General features: G+C 58.7%; 15 protein-coding genes and 3 pseudogenes. 9 read left to right on the top strand and 9 right to left on the bottom strand.

Annotated elements, in window-relative coordinates:
- Positions 1-93: 93 nt before the first annotated feature.
- From ACF8GF_RS17450 to ACF8GF_RS17430, 5 genes and pseudogenes are all read right to left on the bottom strand, one after another.
- Complete coding sequence (locus ACF8GF_RS17450; protein ID WP_003248141.1) at positions 94-1,680, bottom strand: ABC-F family ATPase; 1,587 nt, start codon at positions 1,678-1,680, stop codon at positions 94-96.
- Between the two features lie 20 nt (positions 1,681-1,700).
- Positions 1,701-2,017, bottom strand: a pseudogene (locus ACF8GF_RS17445) (site-specific integrase); the annotation flags it as partial.
- A 156-nt stretch (positions 2,018-2,173) separates the two neighbouring features.
- Positions 2,174-2,482 (bottom strand): Txe/YoeB family addiction module toxin, encoded by a 309-nt coding sequence (locus tag ACF8GF_RS17440; RefSeq protein WP_209966368.1) that lies wholly within the window; start codon positions 2,480-2,482, stop codon positions 2,174-2,176.
- A complete protein-coding gene (locus ACF8GF_RS17435) occupies positions 2,448-2,732 on the bottom strand; it encodes a type II toxin-antitoxin system Phd/YefM family antitoxin (protein WP_070096705.1) in 285 nt (94 codons plus the stop codon). The genes ACF8GF_RS17440 and ACF8GF_RS17435 overlap by 35 nt, the downstream gene beginning before the upstream one ends.
- A gap of 639 nt (positions 2,733-3,371) precedes the next feature.
- Positions 3,372-3,538 (bottom strand): annotated as a pseudogene (locus tag ACF8GF_RS17430) (site-specific integrase); the annotation flags it as partial.
- Positions 3,539-3,810: 272 nt separating this feature from the next.
- Between ACF8GF_RS17430 and ACF8GF_RS17425 the strand changes: the two are divergent.
- The gene (locus ACF8GF_RS17425) at positions 3,811-4,353 is read left to right on the top strand and encodes an AAA family ATPase (protein ID WP_028697204.1); all 543 of its coding nucleotides are present in this window, start codon (positions 3,811-3,813) and stop codon (positions 4,351-4,353) included.
- A gap of 81 nt (positions 4,354-4,434) precedes the next feature.
- Positions 4,435-4,947, top strand: coding sequence for a GrpB family protein (locus ACF8GF_RS17420; protein WP_392488257.1), 513 nt, complete (start codon positions 4,435-4,437; stop codon positions 4,945-4,947).
- A gap of 46 nt (positions 4,948-4,993) precedes the next feature.
- On the opposite strand, the gene ACF8GF_RS17415 is transcribed toward ACF8GF_RS17420, so the two are convergent.
- The gene (locus ACF8GF_RS17415; protein WP_392488256.1) at positions 4,994-5,479 is read right to left on the bottom strand and encodes an AAA family ATPase; all 486 of its coding nucleotides are present in this window, start codon (positions 5,477-5,479) and stop codon (positions 4,994-4,996) included.
- A gap of 144 nt (positions 5,480-5,623) precedes the next feature.
- Here ACF8GF_RS17415 and ACF8GF_RS17410 point away from each other — a divergent pair.
- The 5 genes and pseudogenes from ACF8GF_RS17410 (at position 5,624) to ACF8GF_RS17390 (ending at position 11,264) form a co-directional block, all read left to right on the top strand.
- A pseudogene (locus ACF8GF_RS17410) lies at positions 5,624-6,220 on the top strand (tyrosine-type recombinase/integrase).
- Between the two features lie 103 nt (positions 6,221-6,323).
- Positions 6,324-6,767, top strand: coding sequence for a GNAT family N-acetyltransferase (locus ACF8GF_RS17405; protein ID WP_392488255.1), 444 nt, complete (start codon positions 6,324-6,326; stop codon positions 6,765-6,767).
- A 437-nt stretch (positions 6,768-7,204) separates the two neighbouring features.
- On the top strand, positions 7,205-7,708 hold the full coding sequence (locus tag ACF8GF_RS17400; protein WP_392488254.1) for a sigma-70 family RNA polymerase sigma factor: 504 nt from the start codon (positions 7,205-7,207) through the stop codon (positions 7,706-7,708).
- Entirely contained in the window at positions 7,705-8,670 is a 966-nt protein-coding gene (locus ACF8GF_RS17395) for a FecR domain-containing protein (RefSeq protein WP_392488253.1), read from the top strand. The genes ACF8GF_RS17400 and ACF8GF_RS17395 overlap by 4 nt, the downstream gene beginning before the upstream one ends.
- Positions 8,671-8,786: 116 nt before the next feature.
- The gene (locus tag ACF8GF_RS17390) at positions 8,787-11,264 is read left to right on the top strand and encodes a TonB-dependent siderophore receptor (RefSeq protein ID WP_392488252.1); all 2,478 of its coding nucleotides are present in this window, start codon (positions 8,787-8,789) and stop codon (positions 11,262-11,264) included.
- A 489-nt stretch (positions 11,265-11,753) separates the two neighbouring features.
- On the opposite strand, the gene ACF8GF_RS17385 is transcribed toward ACF8GF_RS17390, so the two are convergent.
- Positions 11,754-12,662: a LysR substrate-binding domain-containing protein gene (locus ACF8GF_RS17385; RefSeq protein WP_392488251.1), complete on the bottom strand. Its 909-nt coding sequence runs from the start codon at positions 12,660-12,662 to the stop codon at positions 11,754-11,756.
- A gap of 122 nt (positions 12,663-12,784) precedes the next feature.
- Here ACF8GF_RS17385 and ACF8GF_RS17380 point away from each other — a divergent pair, with 122 nt between their 5' ends.
- Positions 12,785-13,420 (top strand): glutathione S-transferase family protein, encoded by a 636-nt coding sequence (locus ACF8GF_RS17380; protein ID WP_392488250.1) that lies wholly within the window; start codon positions 12,785-12,787, stop codon positions 13,418-13,420.
- A 13-nt stretch (positions 13,421-13,433) separates the two neighbouring features.
- The gene (locus ACF8GF_RS17375; RefSeq protein ID WP_392488249.1) at positions 13,434-14,459 is read left to right on the top strand and encodes an LLM class oxidoreductase; all 1,026 of its coding nucleotides are present in this window, start codon (positions 13,434-13,436) and stop codon (positions 14,457-14,459) included.
- A 275-nt stretch (positions 14,460-14,734) separates the two neighbouring features.
- On the opposite strand, the gene ACF8GF_RS17370 is transcribed toward ACF8GF_RS17375, so the two are convergent.
- Entirely contained in the window at positions 14,735-15,400 is a 666-nt protein-coding gene (locus ACF8GF_RS17370) for an SOS response-associated peptidase (RefSeq protein ID WP_392488248.1), read from the bottom strand.
- 121 nt (positions 15,401-15,521) lie between these two features.
- Positions 15,522-16,892 carry an HD domain-containing phosphohydrolase gene (locus ACF8GF_RS17365; RefSeq protein ID WP_392488247.1) on the bottom strand — a complete coding sequence of 457 codons (1,371 nt, stop codon included), beginning with the start codon at positions 16,890-16,892 and terminating at the stop codon, positions 15,522-15,524.
- Positions 16,893-17,016: the final 124 nt, after the last annotated feature.

Below are 17,016 nucleotides of genomic sequence, written 5' to 3'. Positions count from 1 at the left end.
TTCGTCGGGTCGTGGCAGTCGGTGGGAGGGGGCTTCGCGGGCGAGCCCGCGAAGAAGCCTGGCCACACAAGGTGGCCAAACCTTGGCCTTCAATCAGACCAGCACACCCTGGCTACGCAGGTAGTCATCGTAGGTACCGCTGAAGTCCACCACACCATCGGCCGACAGCTCGATGATGCGCGTGGCCAGCGACGACACGAACTCGCGGTCGTGGCTGACGAACAGCAGGGTACCCGGGTAGTTTTCCAGCGCCAGGTTCAGCGCTTCGATCGATTCCATGTCCAGGTGGTTGGTCGGCTCGTCCATCACCAGCACGTTCGGCTTCTGCAGGATCAGCTTGCCGAACAGCATGCGACCTTGCTCACCACCGGAAATTACCTTCACCGACTTGAGGATCTCGTCGTTGGAGAACAGCATGCGCCCCAGGGTGCCGCGGATCACCTGCTCGCCAGAGGTCCACTGGCCCATCCAGTCGAACAGGCTCATGTCGTCTTCGAAGTCGTGGGCGTGGTCCTGGGCGTAGTAGCCCACTTCGGCGCTGTCGGTCCACTTTACCGAGCCGGCATCCGGGGTCATCTCGCCGACCAGGGTGCGCAGCAGGGTGGTCTTGCCAATACCGTTGGGGCCGATGATCGCAACGCGCTCGCCCGCTTCGACGGTGATGTCGAAGTTCTTGAACAGCACCTTGTCGTCGAAGGCTTTGGCCATTTTCTCGACGACTACGGCCTGGCGGTGCAGTTTTTTCGTCTGTTCGAAGCGAATGAACGGGCTGACGCGGCTGGACGGCTTGACCTCGGCCAGCTGGATCTTGTCGATCTGCTTGGCACGTGAAGTGGCCTGCTTGGCTTTGGAGGCGTTGGCCGAGAAGCGGCTGACGAAGGTTTGCAGCTCGGCGATCTGGGCTTTCTTCTTGGCGTTGTCCGACAGCAGCTGCTCACGCGACTGGGTGGCTGCGGTCATGTACTCGTCATAGTTGCCCGGGAACAGGCGCAGCTCACCGTAATCCAGGTCAGCCATGTGGGTGCAGACGCTGTTGAGGAAGTGCCGGTCGTGGGAAATGATGATCATGGTGCTGTTACGCGCCGTGAGGATCGTTTCCAGCCAGCGGATGGTGTTGATGTCCAGGTGGTTGGTCGGTTCGTCGAGCAGCAGCACGTCCGGGTCCGAGAACAGCGCCTGGGCCAGCAGGACACGCAGCTTCCAGCCCGGTGCCACTTCGCTCATCGGGCCGAAGTGCTGGTCCAGCGGAATACCCAGGCCCAGCAGCAGTTCACCGGCACGGGACTCGGCGGTGTAGCCGTCCATTTCGGCGAATTCGGTTTCCAGCTCGGCGACGGCCATGCCGTCTTCTTCGGTCATTTCCGGCAGCGAGTAGATACGGTCACGCTCGGCTTTGACTTTCCACAGCTGCCCGTGGCCCATGATCACCGTGTCGATCACGGTGAATTCCTCGTAGGCGAACTGGTCCTGGCGCAGCTTGCCCAGGCGGGTATTCGGCTCGAGCATGACCTGGCCCGCGGACGGCTCCAGATCGCCGCCGAGGATTTTCATGAAGGTCGACTTGCCGCAACCATTGGCGCCGATCAGGCCGTAGCGGTTGCCATTGTTGAATTTGACGGAAACGTTTTCGAACAGCGGCTTGGAGCCGAACTGCATGGTGATGTTAGCGGTGGAGATCAAGGAGCTTACCTATCAATAACTTACGTGGCTTCTTCGCAGCTACGGACCAATTTCGGACCAATTTGAAGCTTTTCCAGCTCCTGCCAGTCGTTGGACGAGTTAATCCAGCGCGCATAAGTCGATAAGAGCATCTGCACGCTATGCCCGAGCTGTTGGGCGATAAATGCGGGGTTGAGACCAGACATTGAGCATATTGTCGCATAGGTGTGGCGGCAGTTATACGGGGGCGGTACCTGATGCCCAAACCTTTCAGGATTGGCCGCCACTGGTGGTGCAGGTCCGACGTCTGCTTGACGTGCTCCCCATTCTTACCGGGCGGCAAGACGAACGGCGATTCCCGTGCAGCGCGGTAGTGCGCCTCTGCGTGAACGTGCGGATCGCCGATCCCGTAGAACTGGACACCCAGCGCCAAACGACCGCGCGTGTGATTTCGTTTACCGACCGCCCCTTTAACAGGGGTGGAGGCAGCTCGCGCACAGCACAGTACGGTGCTTTAGTCGTCGTAGTGGTAGCGGCATTGCAGAACGGTGAGCATACCGGCCTCGAAGAAGTAGACCAGACGGTGCTCACGGGTGATGCGGCGGGACCACAAGCCAGATAAATCGCCTTTCAGCGGCTCAGGCTTGCCAATACCTGTGAAGGGGGTGCGCAGACACACGTCAATCAGGCGGTTGACGTTGCCAAGTATGGTGAGGTCAGCACTCTGCCAGTGACAGTAATCCTCCCAGCCCTCTTTGGTGAACTTCACGCTTACCTTGTCGCGGGCTTCATCCTTGTTCCGCTGCTTCTGGTTCTTGCTCATTGAGGTCCAGTTCCTTCGTCAAGGCCTGGCCGTCCCGGAGCTGAGCGATGGATGAGCGCAAGCGCGAAGCGTTTTTTGACGATCCCAACAGGTGAATGGTCTCGTTCATCCCGTTGTAGTCCTCCAGGGACATCATCACTACGGGTTCGCCACGCTGTCGCGTGATTACGGCGGGCTCATGGTCCCGGCAAACATCATCCATTGTCTGCTTCAGTTCGGCGCGAGCCTGGCTAAACGTCAGTACGTGCATTTGTCCATCCTCCGGGCTCTGCCCGGGTAAGGGTTGCTCTTTGGACCGCCACAGGCGACGCCCAAAGTTCTAAGAAAGTGAAGCCAGTCGGCCCGCACAGCGGCTCCGTAGTGACTCACAGTGTTCTCTCATCTGGATCAGAATCGTCATTCCAGTAGCCACGGGCCACAGGTGTCCAGATGGATCCAGCCGTCGCTGGCAACCGCAGCCATTGTACCTAACGTTGTACAAGGCAGTAAACCGGTAGAAGCAACAGGAGCTTTTAAGATGATCTGCAATGGGTGGGGAAAGGAACACGCCAGCGATGACATTGAGCTTGTTTTCCTACGCCCAGACCCGGTAGCAGCCCTTCCTACTGACATCAGGGCTGCTGAAGTTCAAGAGAGTCCTCTGAATCACCGTTTGCCGTAACCCTTGCCAACGCCATACCGACTTTTGGTTACACCAACGGCCTTCATGCTCAATAGCGGCTGACAGGGCCGACTACTCAGGCCCCAGGTAGCCCTGACCCTAGGCGATCATGCACTGGTGGTTGAGCAGGCCTTCGGAATCTCGATTCACAGAGCACATGAGTACAGCGCCCTAGCAAGCCACGGCGTTTACAGCAGTCCTCACTGAGCGACCACAATGGGTCGGTTAGCGACAGTTGTATGGGGGCGACGCCTGATCCCCAAACCAATCAGCACAGGCACCCACTGTTTATGGAGATCGGAGGTCTGTTTCAGGTACTCCGCATTCCTCGACGGCGGGGGCGGGAACGGTGTTTCGATCACTGCTCCCTTTCCCTCTCTGCGGCGATTCGCGTGCAGGACGAGGAGTGGGGCCTACACAGGCGCTACATGAAATTGGAGGCTTTCGAGGCGGTCAGGGATAATCCTCAAGCCAAGCTTTCGGCCGTAATCCCCCAAACGGCGAACTCAGTGGCCAGCGCCATGATGAGTTACACCACTTGAGGAGTGATCCACTGCCGACTTGTGGCGGACGCCCAGAGCATGAGTGCGCTTGCAGTTGACTGCGTCGCCCATTGCCGTAGAATCGCGCGCCCAAAATTCAGCAGGCATGGCGAGAGGGAGCTTGAATGCAGCGGGTGATGATCATTGGTCAGCCAGGGGCTGGGAAAAGTACCCTGGCGCGCAAGCTCGGTGAACGTACAGGCTTGCCGGTCGTGCATATCGACACGATTCATTGGCAGCCAGGGTGGGTCGAGCGGAGCCGGGACGAGAAGACGCGTCTTTGTCATGAGGTCGAGGCCCGTGAGCGCTGGATCTTCGAAGGCGGGCATTCGACCACATGGAACAACCGGCTGGCCCGCGCTGACATGTTGATATGGATTGATCGCTCGGCTCCGCTTCGATTCTGGCGCGTGCTCCTCAGAACGGTGTTGAACCGCGGTCGATCCCGGCCTGACTTGCCGGACAACTGTCCGGAGTTGCTGGCCAACCTGCCGGAGTTTTTCAGGTTCATGTGGCGGACGAAAACCTCGTCTCGGGAGGCGATAAAGCGATTCGTGGCGACGGCCCCGTCGGGCTGTCGCGTGGTCTGCCTACGAACCAATCGGGATACCGATGTTTTTCTCGCGAGTATGGGCACGCAGCCTGATCAGGTTGTGCAAGGTCATTAGATGCCAGATCGCGCTTGAGTGGCGGCAGGCGCCTGCCGTGTAGGCGCATCAGGACATTTTCACTTGCCCAAGGAGGCCCCCATGGCGCTGACCAGCAAGATCACGGCTTACGATTCCGCATGGCCGCAACGGTATGAGGCGGTCAAAGTGCTGCTCGCCTCGGTATTCGGCGATGAGCTTCTCGCCATTCACCATGTAGGCAGCACGGCTGTACCGCAACTTGCAGCCAAGCCTGAGATCGATGTGCTGGTCGAGGTTTCAGAGCATCGCAATGAGGCAGCGCGAGACGAGGTGTTGCTGACGCTGGGTTATGTGCGCGGCAGTGACCTGTCGGAAGGGCACCACTTTTACCGCCGCAATGTTGGCGGGCTGCGGACCCACAAGATTCACATTTGCAGCCGTGGTCACCACTCAGTCATCCAGATGCTGACGTTCAGAGATCTGCTCAGGAACGACGCCTCCCTTCGGAAGCGATATCAAGACCTCAAGATTGAACTGGAAGCCACCAATATCGGCGGTATGGCTGAGTATCTGGAGAAAAAGGGGCCGTTCATTGTTGCGGCGTTGCTTGAGGTCGCTAATAGACGAGGGTGATGGTGCGCTCTGGGTCGGTAGCGGCCCAAATCCGCACTAGAGATCGTCAATGTCGGTGAGTTTTAATCTGAAGCCCTTCATCCTTATGTGGCGCTCGAAAGTAGCTAGTGATCAGATCGAACTCCGCGTCAGTCGCCGCGAACTCATGCTCACCACGGTGGTTGCGAAGATGCAACCTGTCTCGACAGGTGTCATCGTCCACCTCGATGTAGTGGACGCAATGTGAAACCTCGGCTGCGTCAGCCAGGTTGCGCAGCCATAGTCGATCTTGAGGAGTATTTGCAGGAAAATCCAAAACGACAGTCACTCCAGCCCGAAGGATATCGATGACGAGCGGGCCCAGCACCTGCCGAACCTGGTGCGCAAGACGCACATAGTCGTTTACTGACTTGATCTGTTCAGGGTATAGCCGTGAGAGCCAATGATCCTCACTCAGCAGAACCGTCGATCCTTCAACTGCCAAGCTTTTGGCTAGCGTTGACTTACCGGATGCAATTTTTCCTGAGATGAGATGCAGCACTGGTTTGGGCATAGAGACGTCTCCTTGTCGAACCCCGATGATGCTCATTGAAAAGCACCGAAGCAATCACCGAGCATTCAAAGGTTCGCTATGGGTCGGTTAGCGCCTCTGGATTGGGTTGACCATCCTTGTCCTACCTCACATGGAGGACAAGCCATGAACGCCATTACGACCAGCAGCCATCAGCCTTGGAACAAAGGAAAATTGGTCGGGCAGAAAGCTCCTCTACGACTGAAAGATATCTGGGCCATTCGGGTAAGCCTCCAAATCGCGGAGGAAACTCGTGATTTAGCCAAGCTACGAGCCAGCGATCTGACCAAGCTTCGCGTACGCGACGTTGCTCATGGGGAGCACGTGTCATCGCGGGCGATAGTGATGCAGTAGAAAACCCAACGTCCCGTGCAGTTAGAAATTACAGAGCAAACGCGGCTGGCCCTACAGGCCTGGATACATCAAGCCCAACTCCACAGCGAGGATTGTCTTTTCCCAAGCCGGCTACACGCCTCAGTGCATCTCTCCACCCGGCAGTACGCCCGAATCGTCAAAGCGTGGATAAAGTCTATTGGGCTAGATCCTGCTATGTACGGCACCCACACGATGAGACGTACAAAGGCATCGCTGATCTATCGCAGGACAAAGAACCTGAGAGCAGTTCAGCTCCTGCTCGGCCATACAAAGCTTGAAAGCACGGTGCGATACCTGGACATTGAAGTCGATGACGCATTGGAGATGGCAGAGCAGACGGAGGTCTGACAGCGTCCAGCGACGGTCGAGGTATGACCGTCGCGATTCGACCCATAGCTGCCGGTGGCACCAGACGTAGAATGGCTGAAAAGATCAATCAGGGACTGATGGAATGACGCTACGACTAAGACAAGCATGCGTGACCGATCTCCCGGCCATTTACCGAGGCGAGGAGAGCTATATCCGTACTTGGGAGCCTGTGCATGAAGCTTCGTGGCGCCGTGACCTGGAGAGGCATCTCACGCGATGGGTCGATAACTTCGACCATCTGACAGTCGCTGTCATCGACGATGCTTTCGCAGGCAATTCATTGTGGATTCCAGAGGGCGTCTACGCAGAACTCTGTACCCTCCACGTAACGCCAAGCTGTCGTCGCAGTGGCGTTGGAGCGACGCTGCTAGATGCGTATATGTTCGATGCCGCATTTCAGGGGTTTACTCAGTTACGGTTGAGTGTGCGACCTGACAATCCCGCAAGCGTGATGTACCAGAAAGCAGGTTTTTCATGCACTGGTACCGGTGCGAATGGCTATTTAACATTCGAGCGTCGAATTTAAGAGCTTTCTGGCGTGCGGTGGCTTCTGGCCGTTTGCTGCTCTGCAACCAAGGCCGCTTTGAGGCGAAATCCGCCTCTTGTGACTGTCTGGTTCGAAAGCAACCGGTGACCGTGCGTCAAAACGGATCGAGCCACACGTCGATATCGGCTTGCTTGGCCAGCGCAATCAGGTATTCGACACAATCGCGCATCAATGATGCAGCCCACATAATTGGGGCCGCCCGTGCCTGCATGCGTAAAGCTTTTCCGAACCCAGCCAGTCATTGATTGAAATCGGCCAGCGCCTGCATCACTTTGGGCTTGCCGTCCGGCGTGTAGACATACATCAGTTCACTGCCGCTGGCTTCAGCCATTTTCGGTGCCAAGTACTCGAAATCATGGAGGCTGCCGTGATTTAATGAGACTGATTAGCATTAATACCGAAATGGAAGCTTCGGCATGCCCGCTACGCCCCCTATCGAACAGCTCTACGTTGAGCACCACAGCTGGTTGCAAGGCTGGCTGCGCACCCGCCTGAACAACGTGACGGATGCCGCAGATCTTGCCCATGACACGTTCCTGCGCATCTTGCAGCGTCGACAAGCGCCCATCATGCTGGAGCCACGTGCGTACCTGCGCACTATCGCTCGCGGCCTGGTAATCGATCTTTGGCGGCATCGCGACATTGAACAAGCATGGCTGGAAACCATGGCTGGGCTGCCTGAAGCACAGATGCCTTCACCGGAGGTCAGTGCTTTGGCCATCGAGGCGCTGATTAGTATTGACCGTATGTTGGATACGCTCCCTGAACGGATGCGCACCATCTTCCTGATGGCCCAACTCGATGGGCTGCCATGTCCGCGTATCGCCGAACAACTGGGCGTGTCGCTGTCGACCATCGAGCGCGATCTGGCTAAGGCATTGCGCCATTGCTACCAGCTAGCCTTCGAGCCCCAACAATGAATAACTCTGGGTTGCAAAGTCTGCCGGATGAGACGCTCGAACAGGCCATCCAGTGGTCCATCCGGATGGTCTACAATCGGCCCGACCCGGCTACGTGCGAGGCTTTCGAGGTTTGGCTGAGCCGTGACGAATCTCACCAGCTGGCCTGGACCCGTTTGCAGAGCTTAGGTAGCAGCCTCGATGGCATGCCCGCCGGAATGGGGCGCCGGGCGCTTGAAAAACTACCGGAGACCCGGCTTCGACGCAGGCAGATGCTCAACTTGCTGGCGCTGTGCGGCGTATCCGCGACGACAGCGTGGAGTGCCCGCGACGCCGCACCTTGGCAACGACTGGTTGCCGACTACAGTACCCGTGTTGGCGAGCATCGGCGCTGGACTCTGAGCGATGGCAGCGTGCTGGAACTCAACACCGACACGGCGGTACGCCTGCATTTCAACGCAGATGCACGTGTGATCGAGCTGTTGCGTGGAGAGCTTTACCTGACCAGTGGTGCCGATGGCGCCAGCCCCCGTCACCGCCCCCTGCGAGTTATCAACGCCTTCGGTAGCGTCGAAGCGCTCGGCACCCGGTTCGGTGTGCGCCAGTACCCGCACAGTTGCAACCTGGGGGTGAATGAGGGCGCCGTGCAGCTGATACCCCGGAGCGGCAAGGGCGGCATTGCCCAAGCGGGCGAAAGCTGGGCAATGGTGGACAACGGCGTGCAGCGCCTACCCGCCAGAGCACAGGAACCAGCCTGGTGCGATGGGTTGTTGATCGCTCGCTCGATGCCGCTGGGGACTCTGGTTGGTGAGCTTGGCCGCTACCGTAACGGTTATCTGGGGTGCGATCAACGCATAGCGCAACGCAAAATCAGTGGCAATTTTAACCTCGATGATACGGACGCAACGCTGGCCTTCATCGCTCAGACGCACAATCTTCGCTTGCAGACCCTGACTCGCTATTGGATGCGTTTCAGCGTTTGACACGCTCTGGAAGGACGGTTTTTACATCTACAGAAAAAAATTGCGTGATGTGAAGGGATTTCCTTTCTCGCCCGGCATACCCCTCAGAACAACTCTATTGCCAACGAGACTTTCACGTGACCCAACTGTCCCCCATTCGCATCGCCATCCGCCATGCCGTACTCTGTGCCAGCCTCGGACTCGGAGCAATTCCCTGCCTGACTCAGGCGGCCGAAGCTGGCCAGACCGATATGATCCATGATCTGACTTTGCCAGCCGGATCGCTGGATACCGCGCTGACCGCCCTCAGCCGTGCCACTGGCCTGAACATCACGTTCGCCCAAGGTGACTTGACTGGCAAGTACACGCCGGGGCTGCAAGGCCGCTTCAGCAACGACCAGGCACTGCGACAGCTGCTGGCCAGCAACGGCCTACATGCCGTACCGCAGCACAATGGCGGCTATCACCTGGTACCGATCCCGGATGCACCTGACAACGCCGCCGTGGCACTGGACCCGACAGATGTGGTGGGCGCTCGACTCGGCACCACCACTGAAGGCACAGGCTCTTACACCACCGGCACCACCAGCATCGGCGGCAAAACTCAGAAGACCCTGCGTGAGACACCACAGTCGGTCTCGGTCATGACCAAGCAGCGCATGGAAGACCAGAATCTCACCAGCCTGACCCAAGTGCTGGACCAGACCACCGGCATCACCGTAGTGGGCGGCAATGATTCGAAAAACGAGTTCTACTCGCGCGGCTTCGTCATTCGCAGCATCCAGACCGACGGGGGTGCGCCGATGTTCCGCAACGAGACCTACGACTCCCTGCCGGACATGACGGCTTACGACCATGTCGAAGTCCTGCGTGGTTCCGACGGCCTGTACGGCGGCACTGGCGATCCGGGCGGCAGCATCAACCTGGTGCGCAAGCGTGCACTGCCATACAACCAGTTGAAGGTCAGCCAATCCGCCGGCAGTTGGGACAATTACCGCACCGAGGTGGACGTCACCGGTCCGTTGGGCTTCGACGGCGCGCTACGCGGTCGCGTGGCCATGTCCTACGAGGACAAGGACTACTTCTATGATCGCGCCGACAGCGAAAAACACGTCATCTTCGGCACCCTTGAAGCCGACCTGACGCCCGACACGCTACTGGCCGTGGGTGGCAGCTATGAGTGGCGTGACATGGACGGCTACTGGGATCGCGGCCTGGTGCGCTACAAGGATGGGCGCGAGATCAGCACGTCGCGCAGCAAATCGCTCGCAGCAGATTGGTCGTCGAACAACTACAAACGTACCGAGTACTTCGCCAAGGTCGAACACGCCCTGGATGAGAACTGGAGGGTCAACAGCAGCTACACCAAGACCAAGTTCGACTCCACCCAGGATATTGGCGAAGTGGCCTGGGCCGCCGATCCTGAGAACCCGCGCTCGGCCGACGGCTCGGTTTTCGGCCGCCTGATACGCGGCTACACCAACGAACAGAACTTGTTTGATGTGAACCTCGCCGGGAAGTTCGAAGCCTTCGGCCTGACCCACGAACTGCTGGTCGGCGCCGACTATTCCGAAGTAATGCGCACCTACTCCGACCACAGCGATGCCACGGTGCCCTTCGATGTCATCAATGATGATGCGGGCTCCATTGCCAAGCCTGCCAAGCCGGACATCTACTACTACAACCCCGACTGGAACCAGCGCAAAAGCGGTGCTTACGCCACGTTCAAGGCCCAACTGGCCGAACCACTGCACCTGACCCTTGGCGCCCGTTACTCGGACTACCGCGACTACGTACGAACCGTCGTGCCGCGCTTCAACATGGATACGCCGGTCAAGGAAAGCAATCGCGGCGAAGTCACGCCGTTTGGCGCATTGGTGCTGGATGTAACAGACGAGTGGTCGCTATACACCAGCTACGCCGAGATTTTCAACCCGCAGACCGCTTACAAGTCGATCGACGCTCACCCGCTGGACCCGATCGAGGGTGAGACCTACGAGTTCGGCACCAAGGGCGAGCTGTTCGGAGGCCGCCTTAACATTTCCTCGGCGCTCTACTACACCAAGCGCGAGAACGAAGCGGTGAGCGTTGGCGGTGGTTACTACGCGGCCACCGGCGAAGTGGTGAGCAAAGGTATAGACACCGAGATCTCTGGTGAGCTGGCCCCTGGCTGGCAGGCTATCGTTGGCTATACCCTAAACATCAACAAGCAGCGCACCGCCGGTAACCCAAACAACACCGGCAAACCGATGAGTTCGCAGACGCCCAAGCATCTGTTCAAGTTCTTTACGACCTATCAACTGCCAGGTGAGTTTGAACGCTGGAAAGTTGGCCTGGGCGCGACTATCCAAAGCGACACCTACAAAAGCGGCACCGTCCAACGACGTTTGGGTGATGGCAGCCTGAGCGAAGGAGAAGCCTACTCCTTCGACCAAGCCGGCTATGCCGTGTGGAATAGCATGGTTGAGTACAAGATCGACGAGCACTGGACCGCACAGGTCAACGCCAACAATCTTTTCGACAAGACCTACTACCAGACAGTCGACGCCAGCGACGGCGGCAACTGGTACGGGGCTCCACGCAATTACATGCTGACCCTACGTGCAACGTTCTGAGAACAAAGGAACGGGGCACTACTTCGGAGTACGAATCACCCATTCGGGGCCGTTCAGGTCGCAAGCACCCCTTGTGCGGGAGGCTATCGGCCCTGGAGCGGTTCCCGACATGGGATAGTCAGTTTACTCGTGGCTCTCGCGAACGGCAGCTATGGGTCCAGGCTGTGTGAAAACGCAAATGGATCTCTGAAGAGCGCGAGCGTACGTGAAATCTGTAATGGCTTGGTTATTTAGCTAACCTAGATTTCGCGCAGAAGCGCGAAATTCTGGTCGTTTTCTAACCAGCCGGATCGCGCAGAAGGTTTTCACACAGCCTGGGTCGCAAGCGGTCATTCGAGGCTGACCCATTTCAACCCAAAGCTGCCGTTGGCGAAGGGCAGTTCACGGCCAGAAGCTGCCAGTCACTGGGCAGTTTTCGACCCTAAGCAGTCAATCAGATCTATCCGCCCCAGGTTGTCTCCCTTCAGCGGCGTGCTTGGGATCAGAATCTCAGGCGTGCTTATCTGGCGACGCCCCCGATTTAATCTGCCGCCGCATCCAGTCGACGAACGCCCGTACATGCGGTTGCCCCAGCTTCTCCTTGCGGGCAACCAGGTAGTAAGCAAAACGCGAAGGCCATGGTCGGTCCACAGCCACCACCAGCCTGCCATGACGCAGGTCTTCTTCGGCATGCTGTGACTGTACAAGCGCAATGCCCTGGCCACTGACCGCAGCGCGCAACAACAGTAGATCCTCGTCAAAACTGGGGCCTCGGCGACTGCGGTGGTCGGGCTCGACGCCGTGGGCTTGCAACCACAACGTCCAATCGGCGCGATCGGCGTCCTGCAACAGAGGGTAATGCAGGCAGTCCTGCGGCTCATCCAACGCTGAGCCGCAGGCAAGCAAGCCAGGGCTGGCGACCGGCAGCAATACGGGGGCGAACAGCGGTATCGACTCCACTCCAGGGTAATCACCCAAGCCATGGCGCAGAGCAATGTCGACCGGGTCACGCTGCAGGTCGGCAAGTTCGGCTGTGGACTGCACGCGGACGTCGATCTCAGGGTGCAGCGCACTGAAATCAGCCAGGCGTGGTACCAGCCAGTTGGAAGCGAACGAAGGTTGGGTGCTGATAGTAAGAGAATTGCCACGGGTCAGCACTTCAAGATCGAGCAGCGCGCTTTCGATCTGGCCAAACCCGCGTGATAGCCCGGGGTAAAGACTTTCACCTGCCTCGGTGAGCTGCACACCATAACGGCTTCGAGTCAGGAGAGTGACACCGAGACGGTCCTCCAGCAGGCGAATTTGCTGGCTGATAGCACCCGGCGTAACGCCCATGCGCTCAGCGGCGGCCTTGAGGCTACCTAGCCGTGTGGTTTCGGTGAAAGCGCGCAGCGCGAGCAAAGGCAACACGGAACCCATTAAAATCCAACCTTAGAAAAACTGATGTTATGGATAGCAATTATCGTTAGTAGGCCCTTAAAAGAGTATTTAGCATGGCCACCAGCAAACCTACCACGGATCAGTTTTACTAAGGTGAACACATGCAAGAACCTGCGCTTGTACTTTATACCGATAGTTCCCCTAACGGTTTCAAGATCACCATTGCGCTTGAAGAGTTGGAGCTGCCTTATCGCCTCGTCCACGTGAACATCGACCTGGGCGAGCATCGGCAGGCTGACTTCCTGGCACTCAACCCAGCGGGGCGGATTCCGGTCTTGGCGGACCACGAAGCGGGCATCGTGCTGTTCGAGTCGGCAGCAATTCTGTTGTATCTGGCGCAACACAGCGGCCAACTGCTCGAACAGGCCACGCAGCCGCGCTGGGAGGCGATTACGTGGTTGATGTACCACAGCGCGAGCATGGGCCCTTTGCTGGGGCAGCGTGTGCACTTTGAATGCTTCGAGGCCCAACCAGATCTTGTCGCGCAGAAGCGCTATCGCACCCTCACTGAAGATGCCTTCGCCCTTCTCGATGTGCAGCTCGCCACACGTCAATGGCTGGCCGGCGAAGCCTATTCGATTGCCGACATCGCCAGCTTCGCCTGGCTACACATTGCCGCGATCGTGGGTTTCGACTTCAGCGCCTACAGCAACCTCTGTCGCTGGTACCGCCAAGTCGAGCAGCGCCCGGCAGTACAGCGCGGCATTCGTCTTCCCGCTCCGGCCACGGGCCCCTGACAAAGGACTGTCTATGACGCTCAACAACATCAAAGGCGCTAACGCCGATGCCTTCGCTCTGCATCCCGGTTACCGCCGCATGTTTGCCCAGGGTCAGTTGACCCTCGGCATTTTCCTGCCACTTCGCTTCTATGACGGTGACATGGGTGTGCTTACCGGGCAGGCGCGAGTGGTCAGCGAAATCGACGAGCTGGGTTTTGCCGCAGTATGGGTACGTGATGTGCCCTTGTACGACCCGACTTTCGGCGACGCGGGCCAGGTTTTCGATCCTTTCACCTACTTGGCCTACCTGACAGCCCATACCCGAACTATCGCACTGGCAACCGGAAGCGCGATCTTCGCTCTGCGCCATCCCATCGATCTGGCCAAAGCTGCGGCCACTCTGGACTGCCTGTCAGGTGGCCGTCTGGTATTGGGCATTGCCTCAGGCGACCGCCCTGTAGAGTTTCCCGCCTATGGCCTGGACCATAACGAACGCGGGGAGCGTTTCGTGCAAAGCGTGGACTATTTCCGTCAGTTGTTGGCAGATAGTTCCTTGCCAATCGATATGCCGCTGGGGCAGCTTGATCGGGCCTACCTGCTCCCCAGGCCTGTCACTGGACGTATCCCATTATTGGTGACCGGCTCATCACGTCAATCCATGCCGTGGCTCGGCGAGCAAGCCGATGGCTGGATTACGTACCCGGACACCACCCACAGCGTCCTCGGTCCTAGGCGTCTGGCCGAAAAAATCCGGGCCTGGCGAGCGGCCATTCCTGGGGGAGGATTCCGACCGCATGTCACCAATGAATGGATCGATCTCGATGAAAACCCAGACTTCCCGCGAACACCGCTACAGGGTGGCTATGTATTGCGCACAGGCCGCAACGGGTTGATCGAACTGCTGCATGAGTGGCGCGAGGCTGGGGTCAATCACGCAGCTCTTGGCATTCAGATGGCACAGCGCCCAGCGCAAGAGGTCATCCGGGAGCTGGCGGAAGAAGTGCTGCCACTCTTTCCATCGTTAGCTGGGCCAGAGCCCCATGGGCAAAACTGGTAGCCACTACGGTGGCTGCCAGTTTAAACGGAACGCGAAGCAGCCAAGGCTAGTGTCCGCTTTGGGTCGAAAGCTGCCAGTCGCAAGTTACCGATTTCGACCCAGAGCGGCCGCTCGCCAGGGGCCCATTCGACCAAGAGCTGCCACTCAGCTCGCCGTCAGTCCGTATTCACTAGCCCGAGCATTATCAAATTTTCAGCAGAGTTAATGGGGGATCTCAAGGCGGTTCCATGTGCTGCTTGATTGTTCACACAGCCTGGGAAGGGTCTACTACCGCGTCACTGAAGCGGCTTCACCAGCTCGGCGCCTTGGTTGCGCACATTGCCAATGGCGGTGCTCACTCGATACCACTCGAAGGCCTCGGCTGGCTCGCCCAGGTTGAGCGCCATCTGCTCGGCCTGTTCGCCCGGCGTCGCGGTTTCCATCCACTCACGCGCAAGGTCCGGGGCCAAAACCACTGGCCTGCGGTCGTGCACATCAACCATTCCGCCTTGGGCATCGGCCGTAATGATGACGAACCCATCATGCTCGCCGCCAGCGAACTGGCCGATGCTGGCGCAAAGGGAAGGGCGCCCGTCCCGGCGTCGGATGTAGTACGGCTGTTTCTTCGGTCCGCCTTCATCGACCCATTCATACCAGCCGTCGATCGGCGTTATGCCTCGGTGCGGCCAGATCGCCCGGAAGAAGGGGCCGTGTGCCACCTTTTCGACCCTGGCGTTGATCGGCGCAGCACGGTCGGTCGCCCAATGTGGCCGCCAGCCCCATCTCACCAGGTCCGCCCGCGTGCCCGCCTCATCCATTCGCAGCACTGCCACCAGCGTGGTCGGCGCGACGTTGTACCGGCCAAGTGGCTGGTCGCCGACGTTGTTCCGCCAGGCCTCTGGCAGGCTCAGGGTTTCGACAAAATCGTGTATGCCTCGGTACTGACTCAACCTTCCACACATGCGCGGCCCTCCTGCCTGAGCAAGCATAGTGTTTGGGTGTATCGCCGGTGTGGAGGAGGGCGACGGCATGCTGTACGCGCAGTCCTGGTGGTGAAGGGTTGAATGACCGCCCCATCTCCATTCAGCACGGCGCCAAGTCTGATTTTCCAGATGTTATAGGGTCGTTCGCGGGAACCCGAACAAAAATGCAGTACTTGCCACCCTCCATCGATTCAAAGGCCACCAGTTTTTCCACCATCGCGGCGCTCAAAACCTTTCCAGCGTTAAGCAGCAACATGCCGTTGTCGGCGTTGAGGTTGCGCGCAAGCACCATTCCCGGCGCCAGGTCACGCGTGGTACACACCTGGACTTCAGGGTCCACCAAGGTGAGATCGCTGTGGAACGACGCGCAAACCTGGACGAAATCCTCCAGTAGTGCCGGGTCATACAACCGGCCGGCGTACTTGCGCAGGTAGAGCAAGGCCTCGTCACTGTTCATCTGCCGTTCAAGAATCAAACCCCGTTGCAGCTCAACGAAGTCCACGGCCAGCTTGAGCAAGCGGGCGCCGAGCGGGATGGCTTCACCCTTGAGCCGGTCGGGGAAACCGCTGCCGTCCCAGTGCTCCTGGTGATGCAGGATCAGGCGCGCGGCATCTTTCATGGGCTCAAGGGTCATCAGCAGCGCTTCACTTTGGCGTGGATAGTCGCGATATCGGTCGCGGTCGCTGTGCATCAGCTGGTCCGAAGGGGCAACGATCATGCTATCCGGCCAACTCAATTTGCCTATGTTGTATAGCGCCGCAGCCATGGCCAGATCGCGGCTTATCGCCTCGTCCAAGGCGTGGGCCCTACAGTAGCAACGCACCAGTTCGATGATCTGCCGATTGGTCTGCTTGGCTGGAGGCAGCCGCAGATTAGCCAACATCGAGAACACCTCAGTCCCGGTAACATAGCTGTGTTTAAGCTCTTCGTAGGCCAGATCGAGCATGTCAGCGGTCTGCTGCAGCTCCGCGGTACGGGCTGCAACGCGTTTCTCCAGGTCGTTATTGAGCAGTCTCAACTGGGCGTTCTGCCGACGTGCCAGCAGCTCCAGGCGTTGGCGCTCGCGTTCGGAATGCTGGTGCTCCAGGGCCTGGCGCAAGGTCAGCAACATCTCGTCGTCGTTCCAGGGCTTGCTGATGTAACGGTGGATATGACCGTCATTGACGGCCTTGATGATTGCGCTCGGATCGGCATAGCCGGTCAGCAAGATCCTGACGGTCGAGGGGTGATGCTGATTGATCTGCGCCAACAAGGTGGCGCCGTCCATACCTGGCATGCGCGCATCGCTCATCACCAGGTCTACCGGGCCCTCGGCCATTTGCGCCAGTGCCTGTTCGCCGCTGGTCGCCAGCTTCACGTCATAGGGTTGGCCACGCAATAGCCGACGCAGACTGCTAAGGATCGACTCCTCGTCGTCTACTAGCAACACGGTCGGCCGATAGGGTGAATTCGGGGGCTGTTGCACGTCCATGGCAGGCCTCACCTGGTCGATCGATGGAGGCACTCGAGCTCAACGAGCGCTTAGGTCAAAGGCTAGTTCATTTTTCCGCGACAGGTGTCGGGGCATGGTGTGGCGTGTGGCAGGCGAATTGTCT

This window comes from Pseudomonas sp. yb_5 (assembly GCF_043103865.1).
Classification (GTDB): domain Bacteria; phylum Pseudomonadota; class Gammaproteobacteria; order Pseudomonadales; family Pseudomonadaceae; genus Aquipseudomonas; species Aquipseudomonas putida_Y.
This window is presented reverse-complemented; position numbering and strand designations above follow the sequence as displayed.

What these genes read in the sequence shown, in the direction of transcription:
- ACF8GF_RS17440 (WP_209966368.1), bottom strand. Translation starts at nt 2,482, where the DNA reads ATGAGCAAGAACCAGAAGCAGCGGAACAAGGATGAAGCCCGCGACAAG.
- ACF8GF_RS17435 (WP_070096705.1), bottom strand. Translation starts at nt 2,732, where the DNA reads ATGCACGTACTGACGTTTAGCCAGGCTCGCGCCGAACTGAAGCAGACA.
- ACF8GF_RS17425 (WP_028697204.1), top strand. Translation starts at nt 3,811, where the DNA reads ATGCAGCGGGTGATGATCATTGGTCAGCCAGGGGCTGGGAAAAGTACC.
- ACF8GF_RS17420 (WP_392488257.1), top strand. Translation starts at nt 4,435, where the DNA reads ATGGCGCTGACCAGCAAGATCACGGCTTACGATTCCGCATGGCCGCAA.
- ACF8GF_RS17415 (WP_392488256.1), bottom strand. Translation starts at nt 5,479, where the DNA reads ATGCCCAAACCAGTGCTGCATCTCATCTCAGGAAAAATTGCATCCGGT.
- ACF8GF_RS17405 (WP_392488255.1), top strand. Translation starts at nt 6,324, where the DNA reads ATGACGCTACGACTAAGACAAGCATGCGTGACCGATCTCCCGGCCATT.
- ACF8GF_RS17400 (WP_392488254.1), top strand. Translation starts at nt 7,205, where the DNA reads ATGCCCGCTACGCCCCCTATCGAACAGCTCTACGTTGAGCACCACAGC.
- ACF8GF_RS17395 (WP_392488253.1), top strand. Translation starts at nt 7,705, where the DNA reads ATGAATAACTCTGGGTTGCAAAGTCTGCCGGATGAGACGCTCGAACAG.
- ACF8GF_RS17385 (WP_392488251.1), bottom strand. Translation starts at nt 12,662, where the DNA reads ATGGGTTCCGTGTTGCCTTTGCTCGCGCTGCGCGCTTTCACCGAAACC.
- ACF8GF_RS17380 (WP_392488250.1), top strand. Translation starts at nt 12,785, where the DNA reads ATGCAAGAACCTGCGCTTGTACTTTATACCGATAGTTCCCCTAACGGT.
- ACF8GF_RS17375 (WP_392488249.1), top strand. Translation starts at nt 13,434, where the DNA reads ATGACGCTCAACAACATCAAAGGCGCTAACGCCGATGCCTTCGCTCTG.
- ACF8GF_RS17370 (WP_392488248.1), bottom strand. Translation starts at nt 15,400, where the DNA reads ATGTGTGGAAGGTTGAGTCAGTACCGAGGCATACACGATTTTGTCGAA.
- ACF8GF_RS17365 (WP_392488247.1), bottom strand. Translation starts at nt 16,892, where the DNA reads ATGGACGTGCAACAGCCCCCGAATTCACCCTATCGGCCGACCGTGTTG.